Genomic DNA, 13,434 nt, shown 5'->3' on the forward strand with positions numbered 1-13,434 from the left:
GCGGTTAAAACCGCCATGAGAGCAAAGCAGTAACGCCAACGAGGAAAATAGCGCCATGCAAAAACAGTAGCGAGAGTCGGATAGGCAATATGCAAAGAAGGAAAGCAATTAAAAGGATTATCGAGATAGAAAAAACCCTGTGAGAGAAGTTCAAAAAAGTTTTGCGGATTCGTGATTTCAGGTCTCCAAATCATTTTCACAGGAAAAAGAACGAAAATAATGTAATGAACCGTGGTGACCCAAAAAAATCACCACGCCAATTTTTTGAATATCTCCCAACTGGGAACCAAATAATAAATACAGAGAATGCTTCCATAAACCAAAAGATAGCCGAGAATAAAGGCCGAGATAAAAGGTATTTGAGCTTCAAAGGGAAGCGCAACGATGTGATAGAGACCCCTCGCCTTGTTAAAATTGTTGATGGGAAGGTACCCAAAAATGAAATAGCCCACCATCAGGAGACTGACTCCTCTTTCAAGCCACAATGTTGATCTTGGTTGCATTTCCATATTGACGAAGGGATTGTTTTTAAGGGAAGTTGGGTGCCGCCGTCAAGCAATGAAAGGGAAATATATGAATGAAATAAATATCGTCGACCCAAAAGAAAATTACAATCCGAAGAAAGATCCGAATTATACCGCCTGTCTCGATCACGGTTTTGTGCGACTTGTGGATGTGATGGGGAACGATGCCGCAATTGTCCAAGCCGCACGCGTTTCCTACGGACAGGGAACAAAATCGGTGCGCGCCGATCGTGGTCTGATTTTTTATCTCATGCAACATCGCCACACCACACCCTTTGAAATGGTGGAGTTCAAATTTCATTGCCGCATGCCGATTTTTGTGGCGCGCCAATGGATTCGTCACCGCACCGCTAACGTCAACGAGATGAGCGGGCGTTACTCCATTATGGAAGAGGTGTTTTGGTCTCCCAGCATGGATGATTTGCGCAAGCAATCCACCACCAATCGCCAAGGCTCTTTGGAGGATGAAACCATCCCGATCCCTGAAGCCAAAGAGATTCAAAAAACATTTCAGGAAGACCAGAAACATCTTTATGAGGAATACCAACACTATTTAAAAGTGGGCGTGGCGAGAGAAGTGGCAAGAGGCAATCTTCCGCTTTCCATTTACACCGAATGGTATTGGAAAATTGATCTTCACAATCTGTTGCATTTTCTGGAATTGCGACTCGACGCTCATGCCCAAAAAGAAATTCGTGTTTTTGCACAAGCCATGGCCGAGTTTGTCAAAAAATGTTGCCCTGTGGCGTGGGAAGCCTTTGAGGAACACGTTTTGCACGCCTCCAAATTTTCAAGACAGGAATCGGAAATCCTCTCTCAAATACTTTCAGAAAATGATTTGTGGGATGAAGTGGAAACGCGGCGCATCCAACAACTTGAAAACGAAGAGGCCAGCCCCCCCCGCATTGAGAGAGAACTGGCCAATTTGAAACGCAGATTGTTGCGCTAAAAAACTACTTCTTGGTCCAGACTTCTTTGAATTTCCCGTCAGTCGCTTCGATGCTCAGGGTGGCACCGTTCACAATGAATTTGTTTTTGTGTTCATTGCCGACATACTCAGGCTTATAGGCCTTTGTATATTTCACAACATAAACATCGCCATCCTTCTTGATAGTACCGATGTAGAATCTTTCCTCTTTTCCATCCACCGATTTGTAGGTCCGGGAGATGGTGTCTCCTTTGACAACCATGTCACCCGTCCATCCCTGCAAATCAGGAGCTCCGTTTTTCACTCTGGATGAAAACTTGTAGTTTCCATCAAAAGAAGTAGCTCCCGCGACCATTGAAAAAACCAAAACCAGCATCGCTACAATTTTTCCTGCCAACTTCATATTTCCTCCTTGGTTGATATTGGGTTAACGATGCCGAAACGGTTATTGGAAAAGCAGAAATCTGTCAAGGAAGCGACTAATGCGGATACGGTTGAAAGGGTTGCAGTTTTGAGAATCCTTCACGCACCCATTTGGCTTCAAATGGGAAGCCGTCGTTATTCGCATCCCCATCAACATCAATGAAAATTGGATTCGTAAAAGCCCAAGCGGGTGCATGAACTTTTGGATCTTTGTGGAAGAGTTCCAACTTCGCGGGATCAAAAATTTGCGGCGGCTGTTTGGCATCCTTCAACACATTGGGAACAAATGGAAACAGTGAGCGGTATCCTTCGGTCGATTGAGTCCCCTTCACCACCACCACAACCCATGTGTCTTCTTTCACATTCAGTGTCACTTCCAATTTCGCGGAAATTTTTCCATCTTTATTGGTCCAGTTTTTAAGACTTCCATCCGCAAGTCTGAAACTTTCGACCGGTTCATAAACATAACGGGAAACATGGTAGGGCTCCGCAAACTGATCCGGGCTAGAAGCAACACCCCGCATAGCAAAGCGGGCGCTATCTTCAGCGGGAATCGGTTCGGTGTTGGCATAAATTTCCACCGTGTCAAACCACGCCCAGTCCGGAGAATTCACTTCGATATTAAATGAAATCGCGTTGCCGTGAATTGTATCTCCAACGCGGGCCTGCTCCCCCTTCTCATTTTTTGCCGTCATCGAAATGAAGGGACCAGCGGAAACTACCAAATGATGTTGATTGATATTGTGCGCATATTCCTCTTCAGAAATATCAAGGTGACTGTCACCCAAACCATCTTCGGGATCCACTTTGGATGCGATATAATTTCTGGCCATTCCCAGTGTGGATGCAATTTCCACATGGCAATCGGAATCGGCGGTTGCCGTGGGCGTCAAACCTAAATTAAGCAAATTAAACCATGTGGGGAGAGACGACTCCCAGAGCTGATCCTTATGAAGATCACTGTCAATCGCCAATTCCACCGCCGTGAAACGATCAAAAATCAATTCAGACTGCCCCATGGTGTAGGGAGGAAACGGGGGTTTGTTTGCGGAAGCCGGCAAACGGCGCTCAATCGGATCGGCATAGGAAACAAAAGCGGGGACTCCGAATTTTTTCTGATACGCGGGGCTCGTGAGCCAACCCGTGGCAACCGGTAATCCGATGGCACCTTCTGAAATATGATTAACCTGAATCACTTTTTCTCCGCCGGGACGCTTCAAAATCTCGTTGGCAATTTGCGGTGGCGACATGCAGTAGTCGGGAGCCGGAGAAATTTCGTCCAACGGAGAACTGGACCAGTCAATGGCCCCAGCATCAGGATCTTGCGGATTTGCCGTGAGCGGAAAAGCCTGAATATGTCCATAATGGTTTGGCGTGACCTCCTGCCCCACAACCGTTTGAATTGCATTCTCCTTCAATATTCCCTTCGCGGCTAAATCCTTCATGATGGGCGCATAGTCTGTGAGGAAATCGTGATCGGAACTTTGCAAAATATCAAGGCCCTCTGCTTGTGCCACCAATGCGCGACTCTCCGGGCTATAGGCACTGTCCGGGCTTGTCGAAGAGTGGGTATGAAGATCGGCGGAAATAAATCCGGATGTTGCAATTACTTTCTTCAAAACCACATTCTCTATGTTGATACTGGCACCGGCTAAAACGGTCACTTCTTTTTCCAGCATCGAGTATTCAGGCCCGTGTGAGAAAAAAAAGCGATAGGTTCCCGGCTCCAAAGCAAATGTGTTTTGATCGGTGAGACCAAAGCCCCCTTTGATGTTGATATACTTCAAATCCACAATACCAAACGGTTTGCCAAAAGCTTCCAAATCGGAGAAAGTTCCCGCTCCGTCTGTTTCGGGGCTTGGGTCCTGACCAACAATGGTAAGACGTGCCGGAATTTTTGTTCCGCTTGCAGAATCAACAACGCCGCCATTTAATTTTACAAAACCAGTTTCCCCCAGACTGCAAACAATTTGAAGGTTGTCTTCTTTTGTTAAGTCGATTTGAGATGGAGAACAGCTACCCGCGCGCACCGATCCATTTTCATGGTACCCTTTTTTCTCCACCCAGACTTCATATTGACCCGCGCCAAAAGCTTTTCCAACCAAGCTCTCGCCCGTCGGCAAAACGCCTTCAAAACGCCCTTCTGTATCTGTCGTATAGGTGGTGATAGTTCCGCCGCTCATTTTTTTGATCGCAACAGTCGCTCCCTCCCCCGGAGCCTTATCAATCAACACCTGTCCAGAAAGAGTGGCCGTGGGCACTTTTAATATTTTCATTCCTGTATCAAAAACGGAACCGGCAGAACCATCCCCCACAACAAAATAACGGGTCATGATTTTTTCACTTTCTTTTGGAATCACAAAATGAATTTCCGGCGCGGCCTGACTTCCAAGCGGAAGCACTTTTAAAAACTCTTCACCAAGCAAAACACCGGTCACGCCGGAATAAGTGAGAGAACTTGTTGTGTAAAGTTGTTGCGAGTCTTCTTTTTTGACTTTCGGTTTTACAAAAGAGGACATGTCATAAAAATAACCATACGAAACATCGCCTCCCGGAAAAGCTGAATAAATCAGCGCCGGCGTGCTCTGTCCTGCCTGGCTCACCGCCTGCGGCGTAAATCCAATACCGGGAATCAGCATCTGCAGTTCTCCTCTGGCCACCAAAAAATCTCCGAAGGGAAAGGAGATGGGATGATTGGATTTGTTGGTGAAGGTCGTATCGATGCGCACATAATTTGCATCGGGCTCCAGAGTAAAATCAGTGATCACTTGAAAGTCCAAATCTTTTAAATTGGAATCTGTCCGAAACGGATCACGGCGGTCATCAAAACGATCCGCAAAAGTGATGGGTTGGCCGACAATCGCGGATGCGGCATCGGCAATCCAATCCAAATCAAGATAATCGTAAGTATCGAGCATCCCGTAGGCCCGCAAAACTTTTGCTCCTCCATCGCTTCCGTCGGCAATCACCGCAAAATTCACATTATTGATGGTCCACTCGATGTTGATCTGTGGAAAAAGAGAACGCCAGCGATCCTGACCCGCACTCCCCTGTGGGCGGACATGATCCGCATCGATAATATTTCCTCCAAAAGAATTGATGTCGGCATTTTTTCTCGACTTCTGAATGATGACGCGAATCTTGGAATTGGAGAGTAAAAAATCGCCAACCCTCCCCTGCGCAGAAGGTCCGTCAATAAGCAAAGAGGGATCATGAATTGTGAAGGATGTGTCGTCATTGGCTACAAGACTGGGATTGGCCCCCGGGGGAAGCCCAAGTTTTTTCGAACCGGAACAAGCCACGAAAAAACCAAGCCCCAAAATTACGACGAAATATCTAAAAAAGGATAATTTGCGCATGCAAAGAGTTATCGTCCGCTTTCCATAAATGTTGCGTCCCAATTGCCGCACCGCATCAAGGTGTCCGACACCTTCCCCATACACCTTACATATGTTAACAGGTACCATATGTAAGTTGACTTCATCGAAAGCATCGGGTAAAAGCCCGCAACGCATGATTGTCGGAATTCCAAAGGAAATTAAAACCAAAGAGACACGGGTTTCTGTCACTCCGGAAGGTGTAAAAAAACTCGTTCAGGAGGGCCACACCCTTCTGGTACAGCATAAAGCGGGTGCTTCCAGCGGCTTTGCCGACAAACTTTATCAAGAAGCGGGAGCCACTCTTTGCGGAGAGGCCGATGAGGTCTGGGAAAAAGCCAATTTGATTGTGAAAGTCAAAGAGCCCGTGGAAAGTGAATATAAATACCTTCGACCCGATCTTTCTCTCTTTACCTATCTTCACTTGGCCAGTGTTCCTTCTTTAACGGATGCACTCTGTCAAAACAAAGTTATCGGTATCGGATATGAAACAGTGGAATTAGAAGGCGGCGAATTGCCGCTTCTAACTCCCATGAGTGAAGTAGCCGGAAGAATCGGCTCACAAATTGGAACCTATCTTTTGCACGCCAATCACGGCGGAAAAGGTCTCTTGCTCGGTGGCGTTACGGGCACCAACAAAGGCACCGTCACCGTTATCGGCGCGGGACACGTGGGAATCAACGCGGCAGAAGTGGCGGCAGGACTTGGCGCCAATGTTGTCATGCTCGACATCAAAGATCACAAACTTAAACAGATCGAAGAACATTTTCACGGACGTGTCCGTGCAGTCCGCTCCACACCACAAAGCATTGCCGAGTGGGTACAAAAATCAGATCTGCTGGTTGGCGCTGTTTTGGTTTCGGGTGACAAAGCCCCTCAAGTCGTGAGCAAAGAAATGGTAGGAACAATGGAAGAAGGTTCTGTGATTGTTGACGTGGCCATTGATCAAGGCGGTTGCGTTGAAACTTCACGCCCCACCACACACGCCGAACCAACCTACAAAGAAAAAGGGGTCATTCACTATTGCGTCACCAACATGCCCGCCCTTACACCGCGCACTTCCACGGAAGCCTTAACAAAAGCCACTTTCCCGTATGTTTTAAAATTGGCCGGAGGCGTTGAAAACGCATTGAAGAACGACGTTTCTCTCAATAAAGGACTGCAAACCAAAAACGGCAAAGCGGTCCATCCCATCATTCAAAAATTATTTCCGCAGTGGATATAATAAAGACCTTCCAAAGTCAGGTGGGGTTCCACACTTTCAATCCATTTTGATTCTTGTGCAATCAAGGAAGCCAAACCGCCCGTGGCGATGATTTTCATTTTGCAACCTTCCTCTTTTTGAATCAGCGAGAGAAGATGATCGACCAAACCAATGTAGCCATAATAAAGACCGCTTTGAATACACTCCACTGTATTGCGACCCACCACATGTTTTGGTTTGGCAATTTTTACTGCCGGCAGTTTTGAAGCAGTCGACGTTAAAGCCGCACTGGCAATGATTATGCCCGGTGTAATGGGACCTCCGCCGTATTCTCCCTTGGCGGTCACCACATCAAAAGTGGTTGCCGTTCCAAAATCAACAATGATGGTAGGCCGTTTATATTTCCTCCAAGCCGTAACAGCATTGCACAAGCGGTCGGCGCCAATTTCTTTTGGCTTGTCCACTCTGAGCGGCATTTTTGCCGTTTTGTGATTCACCCACAACGGTTTTTTTTTGAAAAATTTCTGACAGAGTTTTTCGAGATTTCCATCAAGAGAAGGAACAACGCTTGCAATCACAACCCCATCCACATTTTGCGGATGTATCCGAATTTTCTTCCGGAGTTGTTGAACCGAATCCGTTTTGACGGTTTTTACCCGCCAATTTTTCACAAGCTTTTTTCCCTCAAAAAGCCCCAGCGTAATATTCGTATTTCCAACGTCGATGGCCAGAAGCATTTATTTTTCCAATTTTATTTTTTTTGGGAAAGCTGTTTTTTGATTTCTTCCAAAACCCGAAGATCCGCAAGGTCTTGTGGTCTTCCCGCCGCTTTCTTCATTTTAATAAGATCATCCAGCGAGGCATAATAAGTTGGCAACCCCTCATATACTCCAGAAAATTTGTTTTTCAACGCTTATTCGGTATCAATCCCACTGGCCGAAGGATGTATATCAACATTGTACCAATATTGGCGGAAAAGAATTTTTTTCGTCTGAAAATCTTCCAAAGTTGCATCGGTAGTATCATAACCGAAAGTCTCTAGTGCTACCCGTACACGGGCAATGTTGGCCTCGTCCGGATTAATCAAAATATCAATGTCTTTTGTTGCACGCACGTAACCATGTGCCGCCAAAGCTTGCGCACCAATAATAATATACTCAACCGATTGGTCGTTTAATAATTTGATAAGATCTTCTATCTTCATATTGTTTGGCTAATTTTAACATGGCTCGAGAATGGATAAGCAACTGATGAATTCTATCCTCGGGCTTAACCATTAATGCACACCTCACCTCAAATTCCAGCTCTTTTTGGGGATCATGTTTGTCTAATTTCAATATCGGCATACGCGTTTAATCTACCAAAAAACCGCTTGATTTTCCAGTTTAAATCCCTGATAGTCCCGCCCGCTCAAAAGGAGGGCTCTATGTCGCTGGCACAACAATTTACTTGGAACGATTTTTTAAAGAAAAATCCCGATTTCAAAAAGAAGAATGTCAAAAGAACAAGCCCCGAAGGGGAAAAGGCTTTTAAAGCCGCTTTTAAGGAATATGCCAAAACTTTCATCAAAGAACGCGAAGCCAAAATCAAAAAAGAAAAAGAGAGAGTCACCAAAGATAAAAACACCCTCGTTACCAAATTGAAAGCGGTCGATGGAGGAAAGTGGCACCTCAAGGCAAAAAAATTGAACGAGAAGATCGGGCGTTTTGATGCTTATCTTTCCAAACTGGAAACCCTTCAAAAGAAAACGATCCAGCTCGCCAAAACGATCTGATAAATTTACCTGTCATGGTAAAAATATCTTGATAATTTTACCTGTACGGGTAAAATCATCGGCATGATGCAAAATCGCTATTTGGGCCGGTATCTGTTGGAACACCCGCACAATCTGGACAAAATGGTATTCATTGCCGGCCCAAGGCAGGTAGGTAAAACCACGCTCGTCCAATCCCTCGGCCCAAAACTGGGTTTCAAAAATGTGTTGTATCTTAACTGGGACCGCCCAAAAGACCGCATTCCGATCCGTGACATCAACTACACGGCTTTTCGTGAAGAAGTGGAAAACGCCCAAGGGCGTCCTTTGGTTATCTTCGACGAGCTTCATAAATATCCAAAGTGGAAATCTTTTCTGAAGGGATACTACGATACTTTCAAAAAAGATTTGCCAACCTTTGTCACGGGGAGTGCGCGGCTCGATGTTTATCGCCGCGGTGGAGACAGCCTGTTAGGTCGCTACTGGCTTTTTCATCTCAATCCTTTTTCTGTCAGTGAAATTTTAAAAAGAAAAATTCTCGCTCCTCCGAAGGAGCTGGAGCTGGTTTCCGACAAAAATACCCAAGAAGCTTTTGAAACACTCATGGAACGGGGAGGATTTCCGGAACCTCTATTTTCTGAAGATCCCGCGACCGGTCCGCGCTGGAGACGAATGAGGCGCGATATTTTAATCCGTGAAGACCTGCGCGATTTATCCAAGATTCATGATTTGGGACACGTGGATAATTTGATGGACCTTGTCATTGGATCCGTCGGTTCCACACTTTCCTTGAATTCTCTGCGCGAGTCTTTGGATGTCAGCTATAACGCTGTTCGCACATGGCTTAAATGGCTGGAGGCCATCTATTATTGTTTTCGGATCATGCCGTATTCAAAACGTGTTGTGCGGGCTCTTAAAAAAGAGTGTAAATATTTTCTTTTTGACTGGTCGGAACTAAACGACAAAGGCGCCCGATTCGAAAATCTGGCGGCCATGCACTTTAAAAAATCCGTGGATTTTTGGAATGATATCGGTAGCGGTTTCTTTGAGCTCTATTACGTGCGTGACCTTGAAAAAAGGGAAGTGGATTTTCTCATCCTTAAGGATAAAAAACCGTGGATGCTTATTGAGTGCAAATATCAGGGCGATGAAATTCCCAAATCGCTTCGATACCTCACGGAGAAACTGCGGCCTCAGCATTCTGTTTTACTCAATGGCAGTAATCAGCCGGGGAAATACCGCTTTCTGGGCGACACAAAATATCTAGTAATCGGCGCCGGCGCCTTCCTGAAAAATTTTGTTTAGGCGAAGGGGTATCAACGGCCCACACTGCGTTTTTTTGATTTCTCATTTTGATACAGCCTGACAAATTTTTGACACTTTTTTCGTGGAAAATTGATAAAAATACTCCCTTGTCATTTTTGACCCTATTGAAATTGTTTGGAATTCTGATTTTTTCCGTTTGGCATGAAAATGGCAGAGTATCTCGAGTGGAGGACAATTCTATGAAAATCATTTTTTCGTTGTGCCTTACGGCAATGATGGTCGTTGTGTCACCTTTTGTTTTTGCCAGAAAAGCGGAGCCGGGTTCCAAGGCGGTGTCAACCCAGGTTAAAACCACGGTGAAAACAGCAAACCTTGCGGTTGTGGCGAAAAAAACGTCCAAAAAACGTGCAAGAGTCATTTTCTCCGGAAACTGGTCCATGGTGAATGGCAAGGTTCTTTTAAAAACTCCTATGAAAGCCCCTTCCGTATTCTCAAAAAACGCCAGACCTTTCGCCCAATGGACCGGGGAAATATCTTCAATCTTGACGCAACTCCATCAATACGATGTCAATTCCGATTCTCTCCTAGCCGCAAATGATGTCTCAAAAACAATTCGGGGCTATTACAGGGAGGTTCTCACCGAAATGCAAAACTTAGAACGCCCACTTGTCCTCATATCGCACAAAAATATTTTTACTTCACACGGAAAAACTTTCACGATGCCGGCAGGTCTTTGCGGAAAAATCAACAAGGCTTATGGAACTGCTAATAATACGCAGTGCAAGCTAAATATTGACATCATCCTCGGCGGTCGAAAGGACCCGAAGGCCTTTGTAATGATAGTGCCGGGTAACATGGATACCATTTCAGCCATGCGTCAAATGGAGAAGTCGGCGATCAGCCTTCCCGGAACGGCCATAGCCTTTCCCCGTGAAACAAAGACTACATCTATCTTTTTTGCACTGGTAAAGAAGGTGAAAAAAATTATTCCGATCTCTCAAAAATACCCCAAGATTGATTTCCGCGGCATAGCGAACCAGATGCTTTCAGGAGGTTCCACATCCGCCGTTATGATGCCGTTTCGAACGCAGACGGAGAGGGAATTTAATGTTGGAAACATAGTATGGCCGCCGCAACCGCCTCCCCTTTTAACAATAAAACCGGTGGGCACTCCGAGCGGCATTATCATAAAACCGGCTCTCGAAAACAAAATCGTTACATCTGGAAAATGGACGATTTCTGCTGACACAAAGAAGTTAGGTGTGGTGTCAGCACTTAACCCTTTCAAACGGCCGGACGACTCCAAAGCCTTCACTTTATGGTCCAAAAAACTCACAGCACTCTTAACGGATCTTGCAGGATTTGATCCTCATTCAGATACACACATTAATGCCGTAGATCGAAGGGCTTATGGGTCAGAAAGAGAGACAAAGCGTCCAGCATCGAGGGAAGAGTTCCAGCAGTGTGTTGAGGATTCAAGCAGTGCTGTCTTAAATGATCCACTGTATATACTTTGGCTAGAATATGGGGCAGGACTTCTTCGAAATAGGATTTCCGATTGGGACGGCCCGTACGGATATAATGAATACTGTCAACGTGCAAGCGCAAACAATAACAGTGCAAACAATAGCAGAAACAATAATAGCCTGTTCGATAGAATTTGCGGAGGATATCTGCATGATTATGCATTGTGTGTTTATCAGGCACAGCGACCGGCTAGATGTAATCCTGATTGTCGTCTCGCTGCACGATGCGTGGGAGATAATATTGGATCATCATTTAATCAATGTAAATGGGTCACCTATCATGATGATTACCTCATCAAGGCATGGTTCAGAAAGATCTTCGTGGGCCTTCAAAGCAATTTCGGAACTCCCATTGGCATGGCGTCTGCTGGCGGACGGATGTTTACCATGCGCGAGTCAGCATTCAAAATGGACGGGCAGGTCTGCAGTAACGTCAACACCCTTTACGGGACGCAGGATACCAATCGAAATTGTTTTATGAATGTGGGCATTATCGTAGGAGGACAACCTGAACCCAAGGTATATGTTACGTTCATCCCCAGCGATGTCGGTATTGTCAAAGCATTGGAGCAGGTCAATCTCCAAGCGTTGGTCCCCGATCTTCCAGGAACACTTTTCAGCTTTACGAAACAACAACAGCCAATTTCGCTACCAGGGGCGGAACGGGTTGCAACGAGCATTACAGGGAGGTTTTCAGGGTCATCATCGCCCCAAACACTGCGTATTAGTGTCCGCGCCATAGCGAACTTCATGAAAGGTGACACTCTCAATAGAGTTACCATTCTGGGTCATTGGCCCACTGAACTATGCGAAGAACGTGATATAGGAACGGACGGCAGGGGCGCCGAGTATGCTTCACGCGGTTGCGGACTTACTGATCCAAATAATATTGAAAACAATACCGCTGGTGTTGAATACAACGATGTTTTAACGCCTGGGCAATTGCAAGAGTACTTTGATTGGGCGAGTGAAAAAGGCGGTGCAGTAATCAATGGTGGAATAGATGTCGCCAATCAATATGGCGCTTGCCATAACAATGGGTGCATAACTGTTAGGGATGAGGCAGGAGGAGAACACACGATTGTCCCTCCTACCTATGCAGAGGATGGAACTTCGGCCGCTTCATCGCCAGATATTACTACCCCGCGGCAAACTGACGACACTACTGAAACGTTGCGGGATGGAACAGAGATAGTGAGGTTATCTAACGGGTCTACAGTTACAACATTCCCCAACGGAGATTCACGGGTCGAAAATGCTGATGGCACAACCGTGGATTATATAAAAAATGCAGACGGAACAATGACAGTGAATACCTACGACTCCGATACTGGCGATCTTCTATCGTCAAACATCGGGACATCAATGCCGGCGGCTGGAGGTCAGCCTTCAGAAATGCCGCAACCACCAGAAATATTTGGCAACTTAGGAGTAACCAACAATATAACGTGTGACGTAGGAAACTGCACAGGATACGACGCGGCTGGAGGGAAATATGACGTGAAGATTGGTGATAATTCTATGGAGGTGACCTTTCCTGATGGGACAAAAGAACACTTTGAACTTGATGAGAACGGAAATTCCACCAACGTGCCGGCTGGAACGAACGTCCCAACGGCCCCGGTGACTGACGTGCCGGATGAGTCTCTCATGGGTCCGGCTCGAGACATGGCTGGCGGCGGAATGTATCTCCCGCCGCCACCCGATGATTTCCCTGACGATACCCCTCCGGGTGATGACAGTGGCGGTGGGGGAGGAGATTGGTGAAAACATGAAATCAACGATGGTTGGGGTCTAACTGAACAGCTAATTTGGCTTCTGCCTCGGCCTCAGCGATGCGACCCTGTCTCCGTAAAAGAAGGGACAGGCCTTGATGTGGAGACCAAAATTCTGGAAGGAGTTTAATGGCCATGCGCCATGCGTTTTCTACAACACTGCTAAAAACAGGCTTGTCAAACATCAATTTTCCAAAGGCATACCATACATAGCCATCGGCTGGATTCATTTCCAAGGCGTTGGTGATGAGTCTCCTTGCCTCCCCTCGTCTTCCCGTTTTGTCTTGTTCCTTTGCTTTGCACATCAGCTCAGCGGCGGCCATCTGGTGCGGTTCCAAGATATGAGGTTGCTTTGCCTGCACATTATTGTTGAGAAGGGCGAGATCGAAGTAACGAAAACGGCTACCGAGCTTTACACCCAGAAAAACATGGCCTGAAAAAGTTTTACCAAGAGGAAGTCTGCGGAATTTTTTCAGCGTCTCTTTAATGTCTTCAGAAACGAAATATGGCCGTAGTCCCGCCTGCAAAAAGACGGCATACAATATCTTGCTCCGCTCGGTGCAATCTGCGTTTTTTGCATAGATAGCTTCCAGTGCCGTCATTTCTTTTTTTGCATCGCCTGCCATATCAACAACTCCGAGCCCTCCGTTTTTCAAAA

11 protein-coding genes are annotated in these 13,434 nt (G+C 46.1%); 5 read left to right on the forward strand and 6 right to left on the reverse strand.

What is annotated here, in order from left to right; all coding sequences use genetic code 11:
* Nucleotides 1-248: 248 nt before the first annotated feature.
* Complete coding sequence (locus HY877_02725) at nucleotides 249-509, reverse strand: hypothetical protein (GenBank protein ID MBI5299197.1); 261 nt, start codon at nucleotides 507-509, stop codon at nucleotides 249-251.
* 64 nt (nucleotides 510-573) lie between these two features.
* Here HY877_02725 and HY877_02730 point away from each other — a divergent pair, with 64 nt between their 5' ends.
* Nucleotides 574-1,473, forward strand: a complete 900-nt coding sequence (locus tag HY877_02730; protein MBI5299198.1) for an FAD-dependent thymidylate synthase — start codon at nucleotides 574-576, stop codon at nucleotides 1,471-1,473.
* 4 nt (nucleotides 1,474-1,477) lie between these two features.
* Here HY877_02730 and HY877_02735 read toward each other — a convergent pair whose 3' ends face one another.
* Together HY877_02735 and HY877_02740 are read right to left on the reverse strand one after the other, a co-directional pair.
* Nucleotides 1,478-1,855 carry a hypothetical protein gene (locus tag HY877_02735; GenBank protein ID MBI5299199.1) on the reverse strand — a complete coding sequence of 126 codons (378 nt, stop codon included), beginning with the start codon at nucleotides 1,853-1,855 and terminating at the stop codon, nucleotides 1,478-1,480.
* A gap of 76 nt (nucleotides 1,856-1,931) precedes the next feature.
* On the reverse strand, nucleotides 1,932-5,234 hold the full coding sequence (locus HY877_02740) for a CehA/McbA family metallohydrolase (protein ID MBI5299200.1): 3,303 nt from the start codon (nucleotides 5,232-5,234) through the stop codon (nucleotides 1,932-1,934).
* Nucleotides 5,235-5,388: 154 nt separating this feature from the next.
* Between HY877_02740 and ald the strand changes: the two genes are divergently transcribed.
* Nucleotides 5,389-6,477 carry an alanine dehydrogenase gene (gene ald, locus HY877_02745; protein MBI5299201.1) on the forward strand — a complete coding sequence of 363 codons (1,089 nt, stop codon included), beginning with the start codon at nucleotides 5,389-5,391 and terminating at the stop codon, nucleotides 6,475-6,477.
* On the opposite strand, the gene HY877_02750 is transcribed toward ald, so the two are convergent.
* Both HY877_02750 and HY877_02755 read right to left on the reverse strand, forming a co-directional pair.
* Entirely contained in the window at nucleotides 6,450-7,193 is a 744-nt protein-coding gene (locus HY877_02750) for a type III pantothenate kinase (protein ID MBI5299202.1), read from the reverse strand. The genes ald and HY877_02750 overlap by 28 nt on opposite strands.
* 176 nt (nucleotides 7,194-7,369) lie before the next feature.
* Nucleotides 7,370-7,660, reverse strand: coding sequence for a hypothetical protein (locus HY877_02755; GenBank protein ID MBI5299203.1), 291 nt, complete (start codon nucleotides 7,658-7,660; stop codon nucleotides 7,370-7,372).
* A gap of 222 nt (nucleotides 7,661-7,882) precedes the next feature.
* On the opposite strand from HY877_02755, the gene HY877_02760 reads away from it, so the two are divergent.
* The 3 genes from HY877_02760 to HY877_02770 all read left to right on the forward strand — a co-directional run bounded on the left by HY877_02760 (nucleotide 7,883) and on the right by HY877_02770 (nucleotide 12,768).
* Nucleotides 7,883-8,230 carry a hypothetical protein gene (locus HY877_02760; GenBank protein ID MBI5299204.1) on the forward strand — a complete coding sequence of 116 codons (348 nt, stop codon included), beginning with the start codon at nucleotides 7,883-7,885 and terminating at the stop codon, nucleotides 8,228-8,230.
* 63 nt (nucleotides 8,231-8,293) lie between these two features.
* Nucleotides 8,294-9,514: an ATP-binding protein gene (locus HY877_02765; GenBank protein MBI5299205.1), complete on the forward strand. Its 1,221-nt coding sequence runs from the start codon at nucleotides 8,294-8,296 to the stop codon at nucleotides 9,512-9,514.
* Nucleotides 9,515-9,714: 200 nt separating this feature from the next.
* On the forward strand, nucleotides 9,715-12,768 hold the full coding sequence (locus tag HY877_02770) for a hypothetical protein (protein ID MBI5299206.1): 3,054 nt from the start codon (nucleotides 9,715-9,717) through the stop codon (nucleotides 12,766-12,768).
* 10 nt (nucleotides 12,769-12,778) lie between these two features.
* On the opposite strand, the gene HY877_02775 is transcribed toward HY877_02770, so the two are convergent.
* On the reverse strand, nucleotides 12,779-13,402 hold the full coding sequence (locus HY877_02775) for a hypothetical protein (protein ID MBI5299207.1): 624 nt from the start codon (nucleotides 13,400-13,402) through the stop codon (nucleotides 12,779-12,781).
* Between the last annotated feature and the right edge of the window lie 32 nt (nucleotides 13,403-13,434).

It is taken from the genome of Deltaproteobacteria bacterium (assembly GCA_016213065.1).
GTDB lineage: Bacteria > UBA10199 > UBA10199 > SPLOWO2-01-44-7 > SPLOWO2-01-44-7 > JACRBV01.

Coding starts and splice junctions, on each gene's coding strand:
- HY877_02755 (MBI5299203.1), bottom strand. CDS start 7,660: ATGAAGATAGAAGATCTTATCAAATTATTAAACGACCAATCGGTTGAG.
- HY877_02770 (MBI5299206.1), top strand. CDS start 9,715: ATGAAAATCATTTTTTCGTTGTGCCTTACGGCAATGATGGTCGTTGTG.
- HY877_02735 (MBI5299199.1), bottom strand. CDS start 1,855: ATGAAGTTGGCAGGAAAAATTGTAGCGATGCTGGTTTTGGTTTTTTCA.
- HY877_02740 (MBI5299200.1), bottom strand. CDS start 5,234: ATGCGCAAATTATCCTTTTTTAGATATTTCGTCGTAATTTTGGGGCTT.
- HY877_02725 (MBI5299197.1), bottom strand. CDS start 509: ATGGAAATGCAACCAAGATCAACATTGTGGCTTGAAAGAGGAGTCAGT.
- HY877_02730 (MBI5299198.1), top strand. CDS start 574: ATGAATGAAATAAATATCGTCGACCCAAAAGAAAATTACAATCCGAAG.
- HY877_02750 (MBI5299202.1), bottom strand. CDS start 7,193: ATGCTTCTGGCCATCGACGTTGGAAATACGAATATTACGCTGGGGCTT.
- HY877_02765 (MBI5299205.1), top strand. CDS start 8,294: ATGATGCAAAATCGCTATTTGGGCCGGTATCTGTTGGAACACCCGCAC.
- ald (MBI5299201.1), top strand. CDS start 5,389: ATGATTGTCGGAATTCCAAAGGAAATTAAAACCAAAGAGACACGGGTT.
- HY877_02760 (MBI5299204.1), top strand. CDS start 7,883: ATGTCGCTGGCACAACAATTTACTTGGAACGATTTTTTAAAGAAAAAT.
- HY877_02775 (MBI5299207.1), bottom strand. CDS start 13,402: ATGGCAGGCGATGCAAAAAAAGAAATGACGGCACTGGAAGCTATCTAT.